Genomic DNA, 20,981 nt, shown 5'->3' with positions numbered 1-20,981 from the left:
CTCTGTTTTTGCTAGAAAAGAGGAAGCCTATGGAACAGGCCAAACAAAAAATCAATTCCCTCAGCTCCTTGACCGTCTTAACCTTATTTGCAACTTTTTTGATGGGCTTCATTGATGCGTATACCTTTATGGAAAAGGGTGGCGTCTTTGTCAGCGCCCAAACCGGCAACATGGTGGCCTTCAGCAGTAAATTATTTACCGGCCAATTCAGTCAAGCCTTCGGTCATATTGCCGTCTTTGCTGGTTTTGCCTTAGGAGCTTTTGGTGGAGAGTGGCTGGTGGAAAAAGTCAGCGGTACCACCCGCAAAAAATATCAAATCATGCTTTTATTACAAAGTCTGGTACTCTTAGTATTTGCTTTATTTCAACAACAAATTTTTGATGCGCTGATGGTCTTTTTACTAGGTGGTCTAGCTGGTTTTGAGCTGACTATTTTCAGAAAGGTCGGCATCGCCACTGTTAATGATGGCATCATGACCGGCAATACTAAAAATCTGATGAACAATCTTTATAAATGGCTGATTGATAAAGATCGAACCGCCCGTAAAGAATTTTCCGAAATCGGTTTTGCCATTTTAATTTTTATTCTCGGCGTCGGTGTCGGTAGTTTAATTAATTTACTGCAGGCTTCACTGACACTGTGGCTCAGCTTTATTTTGACACTGCTCTTTTTTATCTGGGTGACCATTACCAAAGTCGAAATGGATTGAAACTAAAACAATCGCTGAAATTCCCTTGCAGCAGAAACTGTGAAGCTAATCTTTAAACTAGCTTTCAGAGTTTGCATCATCTGCAGGAATCTCAGCGATTGTTTTTATATTTTCTAATCTTCTCTGTCGCTTAATCATCGTAACCAAAAATATCTTTGCTGATAATCATGCCATCTTCTTCAAGATAGGTGATATCAATCGAGATATATTCATTGCCGGAACTATATTCCCAAGTGGCCGTGATGGTATCAAAGCCTGTCCAATCGTCCCGATAGGTGGAGCGGGGGCGACCGACTTGCTCTTCTAATGCTTCAAAGTCATCACCACCGTAATAACTCTCTACTTCATAATCCTCATCGTATCTGGTAGTTGCAATTTCAACGTCATCATAAATTTCCCGTGTCCAATTTCCAACTGAATCGATATTTTCCAAAGCAAATGCTTCATAGTCATAATCATAATCTTCATCATAATCATAGTCGTCTGAGTAGTAGCCACTATCGCCGGCTAAAGCCGTGAAAACATTATGGTCCCACCCATATCCCGGATAAATTAACCAGACAAAGGTTAACAAGACCAAGGCGACCAACCAGCCAAGTTGCGCCTTATTCAATGGCAGGAAATGTTTATCTGGCAATTCTTCTTGCGGCTCACGTTTTTTTTCTTTTTTCATCCTCACTCCCCCTTTAGCTAATCCCAACTTAATTATAGCAAATTCCTCGGTATTTTAGCTGAGAATCAGCAAATTTTAAACTATTTCAATAATATTAGCGAAAAGCTTAAGCTGCTGATACGCTAACTTTCTACTGAAAACTGGTCATGCATAAACAAACTTTTCATTATATCCATTGGGAAGTCTTTTTAAGGCACTACATTATTTTGCGGTTACCTTTATAATTTAAAAATAGTTGCTATAATATTTTTAAGCGAAATTTTCTATGCTTACTAGAATCCAATTAAGTATCTATATTTTTGTCAGCCACTTTACGATAGATAACACACGTTTTTATAACAGGAAAGGAAGAATTAAATGACATTTACTTTATCTGAAAGCTATCAACAAACCGCCTATAAAATTCGCGGCAGCGGTGAGCGAACGGTCGGCTTATTGAAGGAGGCATTAGCAAAAATTCCTGATGATACTCCCAGTGATATTTATGGCACGGGAACAGTTATCGAAGATTTTCAAACAAAAATGGCTCAAGTCTTAGGCAAGCCTGCTGCGGTATTCTTTCCTAGCGGCACGATGGCCCAGCAAATCGGCCTGCGCTATTGGTGCGATCAAAAGCAAATTAAAAAAGTTGCTTATCATCCACTAGCTCACTTAGAAATCCATGAGCAAGATGGCATTAAAGAGTTGATGGGGATTGAAACAATTCTATTAGGAGAAAAAGATCGACTCTTTACGCTAGCTGATTTAAAGGCGCTTAATCAAGAATTCGCTTGTCTCTTGATTGAATTGCCCCAAAGAGAAATTGGCGGTCAATTACCAAGTTTTTCTCAGCTTAAGGAAATCACCGATTACTGTCATGAAAAAGGTATCTATGTTCACTTAGACGGCGCTCGTTTGTGGGAATGCCTGCCCTATTATCAAAAAACAGCTGCTGAAATTTGCGATTTATTTGACAGTGTCTATGTCTCTTTTTATAAAGGATTAAACGGGATTGCCGGCGCAATTTTAGCGGGACCGACAGAACTGACGGAGGCCAGCAAAATTTGGAAGCGCCGGTATGGTGGAGATTTAATCAGTCTCTATCCTTATATTCTTTCAGCCGATTATTTTTATGAGAAACATATTCAGCGTATGCCCCATTACTATCAGCAGGCCAAGCATTTAGCAGAAAAATTTAATGCCACAGCTAAAATTTCCACGCTACCGCAACTCCCAGTGACCAATATGTTCCATCTGCATTTTGCAAAAAACTCTGATGAAACAGCAGCTTTTCTGGCAAAATTGCAAAATGAAACTGGCATTGGCATCACTGGAAATTTGACAGTTATCAGCGAAAGCGAATGCGCCTGTGAAATTTCAATTGGCGAAGCTTTGGACTTGATTCCGGCGGCGACCTTAGCAGAAATGTTTAAGCTATTACAAGACTTTCCAGGAGACCAAACAAATGCCAAAATTTGAAAATTTTCTGCATTATGAAATCATCGGCAGCGGTCCGACCATTTATTTTCTTCACGGCTTAGGTGTCGACTTAACTAGCATGAAGGCGATTTATGAGCCTTTTTTCAAGGAGCGGACCTTTCGGCGGGTGTACTTGGATTTACCGGGTATGGGCCAATCTGAAATGCCAGCCGATCTTGAATCCTCTGATGATGTGTTGGCCTTACTATTGGCCTTCATTAAACAAGACAGTTCACAGGAAAAATTCCAGCTCTGCGGCCATTCTTATGGCGGCTATCTCTGTTTGGCAATTTCCCAAGTAATGTCACAACAGGTTGATCAGCTTTTCTTGACGGCACCAGTTGTTGTCGCTAATAATCACAACCGACAGACGGCACCAATCAAAACGATTTTATTGGACAATTATATCGATCCCCATCCAGCTTGGGAAAACTTTGCGGCAATGAATGTTAACATCAGCCAGCAGCATTGGCTCACCTATCAACAAGCAATTTTACCGGGAGTCAGCCGCTTTAAAAGTGCGGCCTGGCATCAGATTCAATTTTCACCGGAAAACAAATACACTTTAAGCATTGAAGCCGCCATCCAAAAAAATTCGGAGGATTACCGTGGCACAATCCTCTTAGGAAAAAATGATGACGTCGTCGGTTTTCAACAGCAGCTGGCTTTAATCACTCCTACTAATCAATTAGAGGTGGCTGTTCTCAATGACACCGGCCATAATGTTTTTATTGATAGCCCTGAAATGATTGCCTTATATTTTGAACGATTTTTAACGCTGTGAAAATAAAAAAGCTCTAGCAAGCTCTTGACTTCAGTAATGAAATCTAAGCTTGCTGGAGCTTTTTATCTTGTTAATTAATCGTTGTTTTTACGAATGGTGAAGCCAGAATTTTTCTTTTCGCCACGGGGAGCATTACTACGGCGTTGTCCGCCCTTGTAATTATCCTTGTTGCCTTTATAGCCATCTTTGCTCTTGCCGCCGCCACGATAATTATTTTCCCGACGATCGCCGCCTCCGCCGCTGCGACGATTGCGATTGTTCTTGCCGCCATAATTACCGGAGCGTTTACCACCTCCGCCGCCACCACGTTTTTGTGAAGGCAATGGGCGTTCTGGAGTAATTTTAACCGGTACAGCATCGCTTGGATCCTTCGCTAAGGTTTTAATCAGCAAAGCAGCTAAATCCTGTGCAGAATATTTTTCTAATAAACTATCTGCTGCAGGCAAGTAACGATCCAATCCGTTTTCGTCAAGCTTGGTTTCAATCGTTTCTAAGGCATTGCCTAATTGACCTTTGAAGGCTTCTTTTTCGGTTGGCGGACGCATTGGTGACATCCGTTTTTTCGTTAATTCTTCAATCACATGCAAGTAGCCCATTTCGTTTGGTGTCACAAACGTCACGGAGATACCATCTTTACCGGCACGACCTGTCCGACCAATCCGGTGAACATAGCTTTCAGGGTCTTGAGGGATATCGTAGTTATACACATGAGTTACGCCAGAAATATCCAAACCACGAGCTGCCACATCTGTTGCAACTAAGATATCTAAATTGCCACTCTTAAATGAACGCAACACGCTCATCCGTTTTTGTTGTGACAAGTCGCCGTGAATTCCTTCGGCTTTAAAGCCTCGTGCTTCTAAACCACGAGCTAACTCGTCCACCCGACGTTTTGTCCGACCAAAGACAATTGTTAACTCAGGTGATTGGAAATCCAACAAGCGAGTCATAATATCAAATTTTTCATAATCTTTAGCCCGCACATAGTATTGGTCAATCAAATCAGCAGTCATTTCTTTGGCTTTGATTTGAACGTGCTCAGGGTTTTTCATGAATTTAACGCCGATGTTTTTAATTGCTGGCGGCATTGTTGCTGAGAACAGCAATGTTTGGCGCTCAGTCGGTACTTTCGAGATAATTTTTTCAATATCTTCTAAAAAGCCCATGTTCAACATTTCATCTGCTTCATCTAAAACTAAGGTTTGGACAGTATCCAATTTTAAAGTGTGGCGGTTGATGTGATCCAACATCCGGCCAGGTGTTCCCACAACGATATGTGGACGATCCTTCAAGCCGCGGATTTGGCGACCGATATCAGCCCCACCATAAACTGCTTGAACGCGAATTTTTTTATCCCGGCCTAAGCGGAACAATTCTTCTTGGGTTTGAATCGCTAACTCACGAGTTGGTGCAATCACTAAACCTTGTAAGATTTGATTTTTGGCATCGATTTTTTCTAACATTGGCAAACCAAATGCAGCTGTTTTACCAGTACCTGTTTGGGCTTGACCGATAACGTCTTTACCTTCTAATGCTAAGGGAATTGTTGCTTCTTGGATGGGGGTTGCTTCTTCAAAGCCTGAGCGTTCTACTGCGGTTAATAGTTCTGGGGATAAATTTAGATCTTTGAATTTCAAATATAAAGCCTCCTAGTTTTTCTTTGTTCATGGAAATTAAGGCCAACGAAAGCTCGTCTCCACCCCTTAGCTACTGCTAAGCCAGGCGCCTCTTTTCATGATGAATTTTTTCCAGAAAAAGATATAAACAAAGGAAAGGACCTGGAACAAAAGCCAAGGGCCGTTGCATCAGGTCTCTCTTCCGAACAAAGGATGAGCTTAAAAGTAGTTTATGGCAAGAACAGCATCATCTGTCCTCTGTCTCAACTAGCAAATCGACTACTTCGAGCTGTTTGAAGCTTGAGCATGGACTGCTTATCTCAACCTATCATTTATCATTTATCAAAAAGATTTAAACTTTTGCTATCATTTCTTTTTCTGCAATGCCACATTATAACACAGGAAAGCTTGTTTTTCAATCTATTTCCTTTTTATTTTCAGAAACTTTCAATGCATCAACGACTTGATTCAAGTGCATGCCATTGCTAGCCTTCAATAACAGGCTGTCCGTTGGCTGCAAATTCTCCTGCAGCACTTGAATTAATTGCGCCATATCTTCCGCAATATACGTCAGCGTCAAATTAGGATAGACAGCGGTCAATTTTTCCGCCAAGACCTGCATTTCAGGACCAAATAAAAAGACTTCTTTAATTTTTTCTGGGTTAATATGCTCCGCCATTGCTGCATGCATCGCCGGCGAATCTTTGCCTAAAGACAGCATGTCCCCTAGCAAAACTTTTTTGGCGCCCTCCTGAGGTAACTCAGCAAAAGTATCTAAGACTAAGGCCATCGCCGTTGGATTAGCATTGTAGACATCACTCAATAAATCCGCACCATTTTCCGCCTTCAGCCACTGCGTGCGATTTTGCGTCAATTGAAAGTCAGCTAAACCTTGGCGAATCTCTTCATCGCTTAAACCAAACCACTGGCCGGTTCCATAAGCAATCAGTGCATTGGTGACATTGTAAGCTCCCAAAACAGGTATTTCAAAAATTTCCTCATTGATACTAAAAATTGTTTTATGGGCCTGCTCCGCTATAATTTTACCGGCAATCACCCCTTCTTCAATCCCAAAAGTGGTGACCGTCTGCATAATTTTACGGGTCAAAGGCGTCAACAGCGGTTCATTGAATGGAATCAACAGCAAACCATCTTCAGTTAAATTCTCAGCAATTTCCATTTTCGCTTGGGCGATACCTTCCCGGGAGCCGAGATTTTCAATGTGAGCTTCCCCAATCATGGTAATTGCCGCCACGTCTGGCTCAGCAATTTCGGAAAGCAAAGCAATTTCACCTGCATGATCCATGCCCATTTCCAAAATAATTTTTTCCGTTGCTTCCGGCATTTGTAAAATCGTGTAAGGCAGCCCAATATTATTATTATAATTTCCTTGGGTTTTATAGGTTTGATATTTTTTAGCCAGAACAGCTTCAGTCATATCCTTGGTGGTGGTTTTGCCGTTACTGCCGGTAATGGCAATCACGTCAGGATTAATCACCGCTAAATAATAAGTCGCCAAAATTTGCAGTGCTTGGAGAACGTCCGCAACTTGGATAATCCCTAATCCGCTAGGAGCCTCCGTGAGATCACGACTCCAAAAAGTTGCAGTTGCACCATTTGCTTTGGCCATCTCAACAAATTCATGACCGTCCCGTTGACCAGCCAACGGGACAAACAGTCCTCCTGGTTTAATTTTGCGACTGTCAAATTCAAGACTAGTTACGGTAGCTGTTTCCTCATTCACCGCAACGCCATTAACCGCCTGGGCAATTTCCTGAACTGTAAATTTCATGTAACTCGCTCCTTACTCGTATTAAGGTAATAATTTTCTTGCCGAAAATTAGTTTGATTATCGATGCTCGTGCTGTATACGATGCACTAGTTGGTATTCGTCTTAGAAGAACTTTAACCAGCAATTTCAATTTCATATGAGAACATCTGTAGCCAATTCCTCTGTGTTTTGTTAAAGTGTTGGTCTGCTTAACTTAGTTGAAAAATTTCAGCTAACTTAACCCGCCATCAGTTGAACAAAAGACAAGGTTTGCAGCATAAGCCCAGGGCCTTATGTCACAAACCTTGATTGCATCTGAATTGAAAAATTCAGTTACGGTTGGCATTAAGCTCAAGAAAACATTACAGCTCTTTGCTTATAAATGCAAATCTGCTGAGATATTTTTTTGTCTTTTTCGCTTCCCGTTACTTATTCAAAAAAATTCTGCCGCTGTTTAAAACGATTTAAGCCTAATTGAATCAGCTCTTCAATTAAATCGCTGTATTTGATTCCCATATTTTCCCACAGCAAAGGATACATGCTGAATTGGGTGAAGCCGGGCATCGTATTTAATTCATTTAAAAATAATTCGTTTTGGGCCGTTAAGAAAAAGTCGCAGCGGCTTAAACCAGCGCCGCCTAGCATCACATAAGCTTTTTCTGCATATGAGCGGGCTTTAGCAGCAACTTCCGGCGGCACCTGAGCGGGAATCGCCATCTCAATTTTATTATCGATGTATTTTGAATCATAATCATAAAAGGCCACATCTTTTACAATTTCCCCCGGCAAAGTGGTGCGCACATCTTCATTCCCTAAAATAGCTACTTCAATTTCACGGGCTTCAATTCCCTGCTCGACGATAACGCGGGAATCGTATTGATAAGCCGCCAATAAACCTTTTTGTAATTCTTGACGATTTTCCGCCTTTGAAATGCCGACGCTAGAGCCTAGATTGGCTGGCTTAATAAACATTGGGTACAACAAAGCTCCTTCACATTCATCAAATACCTGCTTAGGATTTTCCTTCCATTGAGAAGCCAATACTGAAACATAAGGAACTTGAGGAATTCCCGCCGCCTGCAGAACATATTTGGTCATAATTTTATCCATCGCCGTGGCGCTCGTCATCACACCGGCACCAATATACGGCATGTTCAAGGTTTCCAAAAAGCCTTGAATCGTTCCGTCTTCGCCGTTTGGACCGTGGAGAACTGGAAAGACAATTCCATTCTCATCTTTAATCATACCAGGATTTATTTCTTCGCCTTTATCCAACGTAACCAAGTCCAATTCAGCTGCCGTTTCAGGCGCTTCTGTTAATAAAGGACCCTTCAACCATTGGCCCTGCTTGGTAATCATCACCAGCTGCACTTGATAATAATTAAAATAAATTGCGTTGAGTACTGAAAAAGCGGACATGATTGAGACATCATGCTCGGCACTTTTGCCTCCATATAGTAAATAAATTTTCAAAACGAGATTTCCTCCAGTCTCGATTCAATTTTTAACTTTGAATCTGCTTAAGTTCACCATATTCTACCATAAAAGTTTTTCTGCTTCAGAGAAATTTATTGCTCTGAGAGTAAAATATTTGACAGAGCTTGGCGGAAGTGTTGGCGGTCTTCTTTGCTGTAAGGCTTGGGGCCTTTTGTGCGGCCGCCTGCTTGACGGACCTTTGCACCATAATAGCGGGCCTCTAACATATTTTCAATATTTTGCTGGGTGAATTCCAGACCGGTTTGGTGTAAGACACGAACGCCTTTGCCTAAAACCAGTGAGGCCAAGCCGTAATCTTGAGTGATTAAGAGATCGCCTTTTTGAATCAAGCCGACAATTTTGAAATCCGCTGAATCCAAACCTTTGTCAACATAGACGAACGAGACAAAAGCCGGATATTTTTTTTCAGTATAGTGATCGACGCTGGTGACAATCGTCACTAAAAAGCCTGCCTGCCCCGCCAGCTCAATCACATCATCTTTGACCGGCGATCCATCGCCATCGATAAAAATTTGCATATGTCACCTCTTATAAGTAGTAATTTTCTCAAATAAAAAAACATGTCTTTAATAAATTAAATAACACGATATAATTATTTTTAATTTTTATCCTCAATTTTTTTAATAAAGTTTTGAATATTTTTGATAATCCCAAAACTGATGATTCAATTAAATTTTATTTTTAGGGGATAAAAAATAGTACTAAACAAAAATCATTTTCTGTAAAAAATCAGAAAAAGTCGACAGAGCCATCAAAAATTTTTGCAGTCACTAATTTATCTGAAACAAAAAAACACAACCACCGAAAAAGGCAGTTGTGTTCCCGCAATAAAATTTTCCTGAGATGAATCAGCAAAACTTTAGACAGTTCTTTCTCCACAAAATTCCCTGTCCAGTACGGCTGCAATCCGGCAGCTGTCAAAAGACTTGTACTCCTGCTGTCAATTCGCTATTTTGGGACAAATTAAACAAGACTAATGTCTTACAAAAATTTGCCATAGCTTACTCGACTCGTCGCATAAGATAGACTGTAACACAAATAGCCCTACTAATCTAGGTTTTTTTCGAAAATATAATCTTCCATTACAAAACCGGCGCCAATTTCATCCACCTGCGTCTTGATTAATTGAAAGCCTTTATGCTGATAGACCGCAACAGCTTGCTGGTTGTGCTGATTGACCCGCAAGTATAATTTTTTAATACCGGCTTTTCTAGCCACCTCTTCATACCATGCAAATAATTCAGAGGACAAACCTTGCCCGCGAGAAGCAGCCTTCAAATAAATCTTACTAAGATATAACTGCTCCCCTTGAAAATCAAAAGCTGTGTAGCCGACGACTTTTTCTTGGTTGAATAATAAGTAATATTCAACACCTCTGGCAATTTCAGCTAAAATATTTTCTTCAGACTGATAAGTTTGCAACATATAAGTTACCTGCTCAGCACCGATAATTGGCGTAAAGACTTCTTGCCAAATTTCTTGTAATTCCGGCAGCAACTGCGCTAGCTCCGCCGGTGTTTGAATTCTTTTTTTTACTAGCATAATCCTGCCTCCTACTTAGATAACCACTGATGGTACAAGCTTTCCACCATTTTAACTGTCGTTAAGGTGATGTCTTTGGTCATCAGTGGGCTCGTCAAATAACCTTCTGTCAAACAGTGGTTGACATGGGCCACTTCAAAGGCAAATTCGCTAGTGAAGTCACTGGTGAGCAATGCTGTCTCGCCAGAATTATAAATTATTTTCGCCGTTTTCGTTTTCCAAAAATCACTTATTTCTATCCGGCCTAAATCGCCGTGAATGACCATTTGATTATCTGTCGCAAAATCGACTGTGATAAAAATATTTGCCAGCAGCTGCTCGCCAAAGGTCAGCGTCAAATTAAACTGGCTGTCGGATTGCTCTTTAGGGAAAACGGCGTTGCCGCTAAAGGCCGTAATCGGCTGGTCCATAATATATTGCAAATACTCCAATGGATAAAAACCCGCACCGTGTAAGGCTCCACCACCGGCTGCTAACGAACGAAACCAGCTGACATGGTCGATATTAGGATAGGCGGTTTTGGATTGAATCCAGTGCAGCCTTCCTAATTTTCCAGAGGCGATAAATTCTTTGATTAATTTTGCGGTCGGCAAAAAGACCGCCTTCTGGGCTTCCATTAAAAATAAGTTTTTTTCTTCAGCCAAAACAAAGAGTTCCTCTGCTTCAGCACTTGTCAAAGTAAAAGGCTTCTCTAATAAAACCGGCTTATTATTTTCTAAAGCCAGTTTTGCTGCGGGATAATGCCCTTGATTGTAAGTAGCAATGTAAACGATATCGACTTGCTCGTCTTGGCAAAGAGCTTGATAGCTGCCATAGGCGTGGGGAATCTCTAATTCCTGAGCCATTTTTTCAGCTGGCGCCAAGCTTCTTGAGGCGATGGCGTAGACCTCGCAATCCGGCACCTCTTTGACCCCCGCTACAAAGCGTGGAACCACTTGAGCAGTGCTTAAAATGCCGTAGCGAATCATTTATTTCGCTCCTTCCCGGAGATGTTCATTTAAAACTTTTTCTACTTTGGTATTGATTAAATCAATCGCCACCGCATTTTCGCCGCCTTCGGGCACAATCACGTCAGCGTAGCGCTTGGTTGGCTCAATAAACATGTGATACATCGGCTTCACCACGGAGAGATATTGCTCGATAACCGAGTCTAACGTCCGCCCCCGCTCATCCATATCTCTTTTAATCCGGCGAATAATCCGAATATCATCATCCGTGTCCACGTATAATTTAATATCCATCAAATCCCGCAGGCGTTCATCTTCTAAAATTAAAATACCTTCTAAAATAATAACTTCCTTCGGCTCTTGAATAATTACTTCGTGACTGCGGGTGTGGTTCACATAGTCATAGACCGGCTTTTCAATCGTTTGATAGTTTAGCAGTTTGCTTAAATGCTCTATTAATAAATCTGTATCGAAGGCAAAAGGATGGTCGTAATTGGTTTTCAAACGTTCCTCAAACGCTAAGTGACTCTGATCTTTATAATAGGAATCCTGCTCCAACATCATAATCGAATGGTCGGGAAAATTATTATAAATCGAGCGGCTGACGCTGGTTTTGCCGCTACCTGAGCCGCCGGTGACGCCAATAATAATCGGTTTGGACTTTGCCATTTATTTCAATACCTCTTTCGCTGAATTTTTCGCTAGATTTATTATAGCGAAAATCTTCAGAAATACTACTTGCTACAGCATTAATTTTCTAAAATTCGGTAAATACTTTCAAGCTGGTTAATCGTGTAGGTCGGGTGAATTTCATTGCCGGCCTGTTCGGATTTGCTGTTGAGCCAAATCGTGTCAATGCCCGCCACAATGCCCCCTTTGATATCAGAACTCAAGGAGTCGCCGATAATCACGGTGTCGCTTTTATCTAAATTAGGAATTCGGGCAAAGACGTAATCAAAGTATTCCTTCATGGGTTTTTGATAGCCTGTATCCTCTGAAACAAAAATCTCTTTAAAAAATGGTAATAATTTTGCATCGGTTAAGCGGCGGTACTGGGTTTGTGACACGCCGTTAGTCACCACATAAAGGTCCGCTTTTGTACTCAAATCCGCCACAATTTGATAACTGTTGCCTAATAAATCATGACCTTCTTCTAAAAATTTTCGGTAACGATTTTCTAAATCAATGCTGTCGACTCTTACCCCTAAGGCTTCAAAAAAGATACCGAAGCGTTGATTAACGACTTCATCACGAGTTTTTTCACCCCGTTCAAAGGCCGCCCACAATCCGTGGTTCATAGTTTTATATTGTTCTTCTAAATCCGGAGACAGGGTCAGTCCCTCGGTTGCAAATAATTTTGTCAGTGCTTGCTTTTCAGTTGCTTGGAAATCTAATAAAGTATCATCTACGTCGAATAGTAATGTATTATAGCGCATATTTGGTGGTCTCCTTTAGGAATTCGTAAGTTTAAAAGAAAGACCGCAAATGTTGTAATTCTAGTAAGGTTAGGCTGCGATATTCGCCTGGCGCTAAATTGTTATCTAAGAGTAAAGGGCCTAGTTGAAGCCGCTTCAAATAAGTGACTTTTTTGCCACGGGCTAAAAACATTTTCTTTACTTGATGGTACTTGCCTTCATCAATGGTTAAGCGAATTCGGCTTTCCCCCAAGGCTGCACTTAAAATTTCTAATTGGGCAGGACGACATCTTGTGCCATCTAAAAAAATAATCCCCTCAAAAAAGGCGGTGACATCTGCCTGTGTCACTTCTTCGTTTATTACAGCTTCATAGACTTTAGCTACTTGAAATTTTGCTTGAGCTAAAGCATAGCCTAAAGGACCGTTGTCGGTTAAAAAAACCAATCCTTCAGTATCACGATCTAAGCGTCCTACTGGGAAAATCTCCCGTCGATAATCATCTGGCGCAAGCAAATCTATGACCGTTTTTTTATTTATATCAGAAACTGCCGTGACAATCCCGGCAGGCTTATTCATTAAATAGTAAACATGATTGGTCCACACAGGTTTCCCCGCCACTTCAATTCGATGAAGTTGGCTATCAACATTGCGGTTGCCATTTAGTTCAGGCTTCCCATCGATTAACACCTGACGACTTTTTAGCAGTCGTTTAATCTCGGTGCGGGAAGCTCTCTCAACTATCTCAATTAATTTATCTAAACGCATTAGTAAAACCTATTTCTTTTGAAAATCTTTAATAATTAGCGTATCCCTTGACTGTTTGCTAAATAAGGGGTACGGTTAAATACGTAAAGTGAATATAGTTTCTCAACACAGCGTAATGACCTGGTGGAGAAAAGTTGAACTCAAACTTTCAAGGGGCAGTTGTGTATTTTACACAATTGCCTCTTTGCGTAATTGTACGCCAACCACACTTCACGTGCAAGAGAATAACTGAAACAATTCACTTAAATAAAATCTGTCAAAAACTAGACAGTCAATTTTTAAGGAGGAAGTAAGTTATGTCAGTATCATTGGAAGTTCAAGAAAGAGCAGTTCGTCCCCGTTCAGAAAGAAACAGATTACGTCATGAAGGCCGCATTCCTGCAGTTGTTTATGGCTATCAAATCGAAAGCACACCTATCTCTGTTGACTCAGCAAGCTTAGAAAAATTGTTGCGTCAAAATGGTGCTAATGCCGTTTTTGAAATGAATGTCAAAGGTCAAAAAGTTAATTCACTCGTTCACAGCACACAATTAGATACCTTCAACGGCAAAATCAAACACATTGAATTTTTAGCCGTAAACATGAAAGAAGAAACAGAAGTTGAAGCCGAAGTTTCCTTAATCGGCGAAGCAGCTGGTGTGAAAGCTGGCGGTACTTTAGCTCAAAACTTATACACTGTTGTGGTTTCTGCAACTCCGGATAAATTACCTGAACGTGTTGAAGTCGATGTCACTGCTTTAGAAATCGGCGACTCTATCTCAGTAGCTGATCTACCTAAACACGCTGACTACACTGTTGTCACTCCTGCTGAAGAACAAATTGCAGCAGTCGTGGAAACAATTGTCAACGACGAACCAGAAACAACTGAAGCAGCCGCTGAACCAGAAGTAATTGGTGAAGATGCTGAATAATTTTTAAAGACTAAACAACTTTGCGAAAATGCAAAGTTGTTTTTTTTTGAAATATATTTTTTTGTCAGCGGTTTCGCCAAAGCGCTTTGATTGCAATTTCAAAGGCCATTGATTATGATTAACACAATCAATTGAGGAACTTTCTCAATACTTTTCAAACGAGGGAGGAATTGACTATGTTTGAAGCCTTTGACAATAACCGCAGCCGCTATGCCTCTGTTGGAGTTGTCTCTAGTATGCCCGGAGAACTGATTGATAGTGTCTGGTATATTATTGATTTTAATTTAAAAGGAGTTTTTCCTTTAAACAACTTATTATCCTTTACCATTATGGACAATAAAGGCTCGGTGACAATGGGTTACACCGAAGCAGAAACCGATGTAGATATGACTGTCGACTTACCTTTTAGATATGTAGATGGTTTGCCTTCAGAAGTGCAGGCTTATGACGATGGCACCCGGGAAACAATTCTGCTGCCAAGAGAAATTAAACAGCGCTAAGTCAAAACTAAATAGCAACTGATAAACCAATGAGCGGCGGAAAATATTTCCCCGCTTTTTTTGGTTTTTCCCAATATTTTTATTTTGCTGGGAAATTTTGACAATTTTTATAAAAAAAATTTTTGGTTATTTTTTGAAAATTCTTTCAAAAAGTTTGGACTACTGTCTTGAAATGTTTAGCTATTATGCTAGTATTCTAGTTGCAAAAATAAAAATTACGGGGAAAAAAGATGCGGGACTTAACGACGGGAACACCGATTAAATTAATTTTTCTATTTACAATTCCTTTATTGATAGGAAATATTTTTCAGCAATTTTACAATATGGTGGACATGATTATCGTGGGCCAGACTTTGGGAACCAATTCTTTAGCTGCTGTTGGGGCCACCGGCAGTATCAGTTTTCTGATTATCGGCTTTGCCCAGGGGATGACTTCTGGGCTAGCGATTATTACGGCCCAGCGATACGGCGCCCAAGATTTGCGGGGGGTGAAGCGCAGCTTTGCCACTAGCATTATCATCAGCTTAATTGTCACAATAATTTTGACCGCTTTAAGTCTGATTTTTCTCAGGCCATTATTGATTTTGATGCAAACACCAGCGGAAATTATCGACCAGTCGCAAGAATTTATTCAAGTGATTCTCGGCGGAATTTTTGCAGCGATGGCCTATAATTTACTATCAAATATGTTGCGGGCTTTAGGCGACAGCCGCACGCCCCTGGTTTTCTTGATTGTGGCGGTGATTATCAACGTCGTGCTGGACATCGTCTTTATCACGACTTTTCACATGGGGGTTGCCGGTGCCGGTTACGCGACGGTGATTGCGCAGCTAGCCGCTAGTCTCGGCTGTTTGATTTATATCAAACGAAAAATTCCTAACCTGCAATTGCGACGTAAAGATTTTCAGTTGAGCAAACAGGATTTCCGGGAACATTTAAATGTTGCTTTGCCGATGGGCTTTCAGTCTTCAATTATTGCCATTGGCGCAGTAATTTTGCAAAGTGCGCTTAATAGTTTAGGCACAAAAGAGGTAGCGGCTCAAGCGGCCGCTAGTCGAATTGATCAAATTTCGATGCAACCGATGATGTCCTTCGGGGTAGCCATGGCAACTTTCACTGCCCAAAATTATGGTGCCAAAAAATACGGCCGCATCTTAACCGGCGCCAAACAAACCTTAATTCTCAGCGGCAGTTTCAGTATTTTAGCTGGTGCTTTGATTATTATTTTCGGACGAACCTTAGTTGGACTCTTTGTCCCTCAATCAGATATCGAAGTGTTTGATTTAGCGCAAATTTATTTTATCATCAACGGTTCACTGTATTGGGTATTGGCAACTTTATTTATTGTCCGTTACACACTGCAGGGTTTGGGTCAAAGTGTTGTGCCGACGATTGCCGGCATTATGGAGTTGATTATGCGCTCTTTGGCAGCCTTGGTACTAACTTCTCTCTTTGGTTACGCCGGAGCAGCTGCGGCCTCTCCACTAGCTTGGATTGGCTCCGTAGTCATTTTGCTCTTCTCCTTCTTCAAAGCGATTAAGAAGCTGCGACAATTGGATGCTCAGCAGCAATTGTCATTAGAACAAGAAATAAAATAAAAAAAGGCGCCTCTACCGCTAAACTGATTACTCAGTTTAGCGGTAGAGGCGCCTTTTAGTTTTAAAAAATTGGTTCGAGCAAATTATTCTTTTTCAGATTTACCATCCTTCCGCTCCAATAAAATCGAACGGCGGGTGGTGCCAATGGACAACGGCACAGTTTCATAAGTTACATCGGAATAAACTAAACCAAACCAGCTCTCCGGTGTCATCGTGTGGCGCTTGATAAAGAGTTTTGCTTGGATAATTTGGCGGGACCAAGTGTCGATATTGGTCATGTTGGAGAGTTCCTCTGTAATTAAAATAAAACGGAAATCCCCGACGATGCGCCCCGGCGTGATCGTATATTTTTGCGGCTGCATCGGCAGACGTCCTTGAGCCATTAACTCTGTGATGACTTGTCGTAGATAGAGATTAATATTTTGTGAAATGCGGAAGCCTAAATAGAGTTTCAATTTGACAATATAATCTGTCCCCATCATATCTACAGAATATTCCTTCGTATAAGGCTCGTCTGTTACCTCGACATTCACAAACCAATACACCTTCGCTCGTTTTGGCCGTTTATCTAAAATCGAATACATGTAGCGCTTGTCGATATTATCGCCCTCCAACTGCGGCACTAAAAAGACTACATTGGTTTGATATAAATCCAAATCATGGTCTTCCCGCAGACTTTTAATCTGCGGCAAATAATCTTTAATATCGACTTCATCAACTGCGTTTTGCTGGATAATATTACTGCGTTCCCAAATAAACATGATCGAAAGAATTACCAATGCCATCGCCACCGCCACATAACCACCGTGGAAAAATTTCGTTACGCTGGAAATGAAAAAGACACTCTCAATCAAGCCGAAGAACAAGGTCACCAGATGGGCAAAAATCGGATTGGTGCCCTTTTGAATCAAATAAAAATACAAGAGAATCGTCGTCATTAACATCGTCACGGTAATCGATAGTCCGTATGCCGCTTCCATGTGGGTTGAGGTTCTAAAGGTAATGACAATTAGCGAACAGGCCACCCATAAAATTAAATTGACCGCGGGAATATACATTTGACCGATACTATTGCCGGGATATAAAATTTTCAAACGGGGCAGTAATTTTAATTTAATTGCCTCTGAAACCAATGTAAAGGAACCGGAAATCAGTGCTTGTGATGCGATGATGGCAGCGATTGTCGCAAAGACCACCCCGACGACCCGCAAAGCTCCGGGCATCATTTGGAAAAAAGGATTCAAGCTTTCAATACTTTGCAGGCTGGTATCATTTTGCATATTAATCAGCCACGCCGCTTGCCCAAAATAACTCAACAGCAGACAAATTTTTACATAAGGCCAGCTGATGCGGATATTGGTTTTACCAACGTGCCCCAAATCAGAATAAAGTGCCTCCGCCCCGGTTGTTGCCAAGAAAACATTGCCGAGGATAAAAATGCCCATTTTATTTTCCGGGCTAAAGAGCAAACGAAAGGCGTAATAAGGATTTAGCGCCCGAATCAAGGTGAAGTCTTGGCTGAAATACATCAGCCCCACCACACCGATAAAGGTAAACCACAAAAACATAATCGGCCCAAACGCCTTGCCGACAAATTCTGTCCCGAAACGCTGAATTGAAAATAAAATCAAAATAATAACTAGGGTAATAATCACAATAATATTTTGGTCATAACCAAATTTATCTAGAAATGGCTGCAATCCCCGCAGCCCTTCAATCGCTGTGGTAATCGTTACGGCCGGTGTCAACACACCGTCAGCCAGCAGCGCAGCGCCGCCAATCATCGCAGGAATAATTAAATATTTGCTTTTTTTCCGCACCAAGGTATACAAGGAAAAAATCCCACCCTCGCCGTGATTATCCGCATTTAAGGCAATCATCACATATTTGACGGTAGTCAGCAGGGTCAGTGTCCAAAAAACTAACGACACACAACCGATAATATAATCGGAATCAATATTGGCAATGCCGCCATTGTCCTCCACCAGCGCCTTCATTACATAGAGGGGACTGGTCCCGATATCGCCATAAACAACTCCCATCGCCACCAACAAACCGGCTAGCGATAATTTCTTTTTCACAGTAGACAAGATGTCAACCTCCTAAAATAACTCCTTTTATGTAAGTGTAGCAAATTCTTCCACATTATTGGGAATAATATCCTATTCGCTACAGAAAAACAAAAAAACCTAAGTCGAATCAAATCGGTGATTAGACCTAGGTCTGTTCATTCAGCTTTGGCTATCAAAAATTTCCAATCAACTCAAACTACAAAATGACTTTCTAAACGATGCATTCATTATAGCGAAGGCACATTGAAAGTCAATCAAATCAAAAAAATTTTTGGCTTGCACGAAGGCCACTTAATCACAGCAACTTACTATTAAAACATTCTTGAAAGCAACCGGATAATAATCACAGCCAAAACAATTCCCCATGTCCAATTACTTTTATTTGATGATGTTTCCGCTGCATTATTGGTATTTGCCACAGCATTTTTCGTAGCAACTGGCTTAATAAATTCCCGCTCCCGTGGATTTAAACATAAGCGGTAGGTATTTTCATAGGCGTACCAGCATTTGCGGGCTTCTTCATGATTGGAGAGCAAAAAAGCCACGTAGCCACTCGTTAGGCGGTAAACTGCTAACGGTACTTCCTTTGGCGGTGTTTGATAAAAGAAGTCGGCTTTTTCTAAAAGACTGGCTCGGGCTGCTGTTCCCTGCGAGCGGGCCTCCATCACAAAGAGCAAATAATCTTTCAAATAACGCCATTGATGGTCGTCATTTCCTTTAGAAAGCAATAGTTGCAGTTGATTTAAGTTTGCGCCATTTTGCAGGCGGAAATCATCCAGCACAAAAAGATAAGCTGCTAAAAGATACACCAGCGAGTCACCTTCATAAATATCTAGACAGGACTGAACCCGTGCTGACAAAGCCGCCAACGGCACTTTAGAAGAGATCAATTGAAAAACTTGATCCCGTTGAGAGAAATAAGTTTCTCGATACTCTGGCACAATCTCCTGCCAAAAATCAAAACCAAAATCTGGATACTCTTTGATGAAGGTCAGCATCCCTTGAGGAATCGTTGACAGGCTATTTTGATCCTCCGCTTGACAATAATCAATCAGATAAAGCCGAATTTCATGGGACAGCAGCATAAAATTTTGACCCAAAAAATTTAATAGCAATTCCTGTTTGGCCATCATGTCTTCAATGCTGGCCGCATCGTTTGTCTCTAACAACTCTCTCCAAGCAGCTAAATCTGCAAAATAGGCTTTTTGATTTAACAAAGCTAAGAAGCGCTGGGAAAACGGCGGATGTAATTCTGACTTTTCGCCATAACTCTCATGAGAAATTTCAGGCTCCTCTGTCTCGCTAGTGGTCTCAGAAATCACCAAGTCGTCAAAAAAATTTTCCGCCGTTGATGCCGTCACTTCATCGTCACTAGCGGCTGCCTTTGCCAAGACGAGGGCTTCATCTAACGTTCTTTTTAATTTCTGAAACTCGCTAACCTGACTTTCCAAATCAAGACTTTTCAATAATTTAGCATAAGCTTTTTTTATTGCCCGCTGATTGCTTGTTTCACTGATTCCCAAAACTTCCCAACAACTTACTTCACCACTCATCACGCCACCCCTTTTTTAACTTTTCTTCAGAATTTTTCATTAAATTAATGATAACATAATTTGAAATTCGGAAAAATAGTCCCGTAAGAGAAACAAAATTTTATATTTAGGATTGTCATTGCTGGATACACGTTTTAAAAAAATTATCGAAAAAAGTAGCTAATGGTAACGGCTCTTTTACCAAAAAATCACCACTAGTCAAACAAATTTTTCCTTTTGCTTGGTTCTCAATAAAACCTAGTTTGATTCTTTAGTAAAGTTTTGTAGCTCTGTTAATTCTTTGTCCGTTAATTCACGAAATTCACCGAGAGCTAGGTTCGGGTCCAAAACCAAACTGCCCATTCTGGTTCTCTGTAAATAAGTCACCTCTTTGCCAACGGCGTGAACCATCCGCTTGACCTGATGAAATTTCCCCTCATGTATGACCAAAGAAATTTCGGAAGTGTCCGCCTCTTGATTGACAGCCAAGATTTTTAAATCCGCCGGCTGCAGCTGTCCTTCATTTTTCAGAGTAATTCCCGCTTGAAAACTTGCAACATCCGCCGCTGTCATCTGACCGGCTACCTTAGCAAAATATTCTTTCTCCACATGTTTTTTCGGTGACAAAAGCTCATGGCTCAGTTGACCATCATTGGTAATCAGCAACAGCCCCTCGGTGTCTTTGTCCAGACGCCCAACCGGAAATAAATCCTTGCGCCGCTGACTGCCTAATAAATCCAAAACCGTTTTATGGACCGGGTCCTCCGTGGCCGAAATTACGCCGGCAGGTTTATTCAATAGATAATAATAATATTCTTGGTAATGGACCTGCTCGCCGGAAACAGTAATTTGATTTTCCTCAGAGACCTGCAGCTTGTCGCTGGTCACTACTTTTCCGTCAACGGCTACCTGCTTTTGTTTTATCAGCTGCTTGACTTCTTTACGGCTGCCAAAATTCGCCGCAGCCAAAAATTTATCTAAACGCATCCATCTAAATCCTTTCTTGCTGTGTTTCAGCAGCCAGCATTTACCGGCAAAAGAAACGGTCTGTATAATTTTGCAGTATACCACAATTTAATCTGCTGAAACTTTTTATTCCGTCTAAATTGTTTTCACGTGAAACATTTTGTAAAAAAATTAACCGTCAACACAAGTTTTTTTTGGTAAACTAAAGGAAATTATTTTGAAA

General features: G+C 41.1%; 19 protein-coding genes. 6 read left to right on the top strand and 13 right to left on the bottom strand.

Translation table 11 applies throughout. The annotated features are described in order from the left end of the window. Positions 1-29: 29 nt before the first annotated feature. Entirely contained in the window at positions 30-710 is a 681-nt protein-coding gene (locus AC1Z3S_RS00360) for a YoaK family protein (RefSeq protein WP_461738684.1), read from the top strand. 130 nt (positions 711-840) lie between these two features. On the opposite strand, the gene AC1Z3S_RS00355 is transcribed toward AC1Z3S_RS00360, so the two are convergent. Beyond that, positions 841-1,383, bottom strand: coding sequence for a hypothetical protein (locus AC1Z3S_RS00355; RefSeq protein WP_461738683.1), 543 nt, complete (start codon positions 1,381-1,383; stop codon positions 841-843). Positions 1,384-1,740: 357 nt separating this feature from the next. On the opposite strand from AC1Z3S_RS00355, the gene AC1Z3S_RS00350 reads away from it, so the two are divergent. Continuing rightward, positions 1,741-2,841 (top strand): threonine aldolase family protein, encoded by a 1,101-nt coding sequence (locus AC1Z3S_RS00350; RefSeq protein WP_461738682.1) that lies wholly within the window; start codon positions 1,741-1,743, stop codon positions 2,839-2,841. Beyond that, positions 2,828-3,625 (top strand): alpha/beta fold hydrolase, encoded by a 798-nt coding sequence (locus tag AC1Z3S_RS00345; RefSeq protein ID WP_461738681.1) that lies wholly within the window; start codon positions 2,828-2,830, stop codon positions 3,623-3,625. Before AC1Z3S_RS00350 ends, AC1Z3S_RS00345 begins: the two co-directional genes overlap by 14 nt. Before the next feature lie 74 nt (positions 3,626-3,699). Here AC1Z3S_RS00345 and cshA read toward each other — a convergent pair whose 3' ends face one another. From cshA to AC1Z3S_RS00300, 9 genes are all read right to left on the bottom strand, one after another. Continuing rightward, positions 3,700-5,262: a degradosome RNA helicase CshA gene (gene cshA, locus AC1Z3S_RS00340; protein WP_461738680.1), complete on the bottom strand. Its 1,563-nt coding sequence runs from the start codon at positions 5,260-5,262 to the stop codon at positions 3,700-3,702. Positions 5,263-5,656: 394 nt separating this feature from the next. Continuing rightward, complete coding sequence (locus AC1Z3S_RS00335) at positions 5,657-7,033, bottom strand: UDP-N-acetylmuramoyl-tripeptide--D-alanyl-D-alanine ligase (RefSeq protein ID WP_461738679.1); 1,377 nt, start codon at positions 7,031-7,033, stop codon at positions 5,657-5,659. Positions 7,034-7,441: 408 nt separating this feature from the next. Then, positions 7,442-8,485 (bottom strand): D-alanine--D-alanine ligase, encoded by a 1,044-nt coding sequence (locus AC1Z3S_RS00330; RefSeq protein WP_461738678.1) that lies wholly within the window; start codon positions 8,483-8,485, stop codon positions 7,442-7,444. A 95-nt stretch (positions 8,486-8,580) separates the two neighbouring features. After that, positions 8,581-9,027 carry a YaiI/YqxD family protein gene (locus AC1Z3S_RS00325; RefSeq protein WP_461738677.1) on the bottom strand — a complete coding sequence of 149 codons (447 nt, stop codon included), beginning with the start codon at positions 9,025-9,027 and terminating at the stop codon, positions 8,581-8,583. A gap of 529 nt (positions 9,028-9,556) precedes the next feature. Further along, complete coding sequence (locus tag AC1Z3S_RS00320; protein WP_461738676.1) at positions 9,557-10,051, bottom strand: GNAT family N-acetyltransferase; 495 nt, start codon at positions 10,049-10,051, stop codon at positions 9,557-9,559. A gap of 11 nt (positions 10,052-10,062) precedes the next feature. Continuing rightward, positions 10,063-11,019, bottom strand: a complete 957-nt coding sequence (locus AC1Z3S_RS00315; protein WP_461738675.1) for a Gfo/Idh/MocA family protein — start codon at positions 11,017-11,019, stop codon at positions 10,063-10,065. Next, a complete protein-coding gene (gene udk / locus AC1Z3S_RS00310) occupies positions 11,020-11,667 on the bottom strand; it encodes a uridine kinase (protein WP_461735972.1) in 648 nt (215 codons plus the stop codon). 80 nt (positions 11,668-11,747) lie between these two features. After that, positions 11,748-12,434 carry a YjjG family noncanonical pyrimidine nucleotidase gene (locus AC1Z3S_RS00305; RefSeq protein WP_461735973.1) on the bottom strand — a complete coding sequence of 229 codons (687 nt, stop codon included), beginning with the start codon at positions 12,432-12,434 and terminating at the stop codon, positions 11,748-11,750. Positions 12,435-12,465: 31 nt separating this feature from the next. Continuing rightward, on the bottom strand, positions 12,466-13,179 hold the full coding sequence (locus AC1Z3S_RS00300) for a 16S rRNA pseudouridine(516) synthase (protein WP_461735974.1): 714 nt from the start codon (positions 13,177-13,179) through the stop codon (positions 12,466-12,468). A gap of 296 nt (positions 13,180-13,475) precedes the next feature. On the opposite strand from AC1Z3S_RS00300, the gene AC1Z3S_RS00295 reads away from it, so the two are divergent. The 3 genes from AC1Z3S_RS00295 (at position 13,476) to AC1Z3S_RS00285 (ending at position 16,188) form a co-directional block, all read left to right on the top strand. Then, the gene (locus AC1Z3S_RS00295) at positions 13,476-14,090 is read left to right on the top strand and encodes a 50S ribosomal protein L25/general stress protein Ctc (protein WP_461738674.1); all 615 of its coding nucleotides are present in this window, start codon (positions 13,476-13,478) and stop codon (positions 14,088-14,090) included. 176 nt (positions 14,091-14,266) lie between these two features. Beyond that, on the top strand, positions 14,267-14,590 hold the full coding sequence (locus AC1Z3S_RS00290; protein ID WP_265459344.1) for a DUF960 domain-containing protein: 324 nt from the start codon (positions 14,267-14,269) through the stop codon (positions 14,588-14,590). Positions 14,591-14,820: 230 nt separating this feature from the next. Beyond that, positions 14,821-16,188, top strand: a complete 1,368-nt coding sequence (locus tag AC1Z3S_RS00285) for an MATE family efflux transporter (RefSeq protein ID WP_461738673.1) — start codon at positions 14,821-14,823, stop codon at positions 16,186-16,188. A gap of 83 nt (positions 16,189-16,271) precedes the next feature. On the opposite strand, the gene AC1Z3S_RS00280 is transcribed toward AC1Z3S_RS00285, so the two are convergent. The 3 genes from AC1Z3S_RS00280 to AC1Z3S_RS00270 all read right to left on the bottom strand — a co-directional run bounded on the left by AC1Z3S_RS00280 (position 16,272) and on the right by AC1Z3S_RS00270 (position 20,779). Beyond that, the gene (locus tag AC1Z3S_RS00280; RefSeq protein ID WP_461736166.1) at positions 16,272-18,230 is read right to left on the bottom strand and encodes a KUP/HAK/KT family potassium transporter; all 1,959 of its coding nucleotides are present in this window, start codon (positions 18,228-18,230) and stop codon (positions 16,272-16,274) included. Positions 18,231-18,571: 341 nt separating this feature from the next. After that, complete coding sequence (locus AC1Z3S_RS00275; protein WP_461738672.1) at positions 18,572-19,813, bottom strand: hypothetical protein; 1,242 nt, start codon at positions 19,811-19,813, stop codon at positions 18,572-18,574. Between the two features lie 237 nt (positions 19,814-20,050). After that, entirely contained in the window at positions 20,051-20,779 is a 729-nt protein-coding gene (locus AC1Z3S_RS00270; protein WP_461738671.1) for a pseudouridine synthase, read from the bottom strand. Positions 20,780-20,981: the final 202 nt, after the last annotated feature.

Source organism: Enterococcus sp. LJL90 (assembly GCF_056924355.1).
Note: the sequence above shows the minus strand (reverse complement) of the source record. Positions and strands in the feature narration are given on the sequence as shown.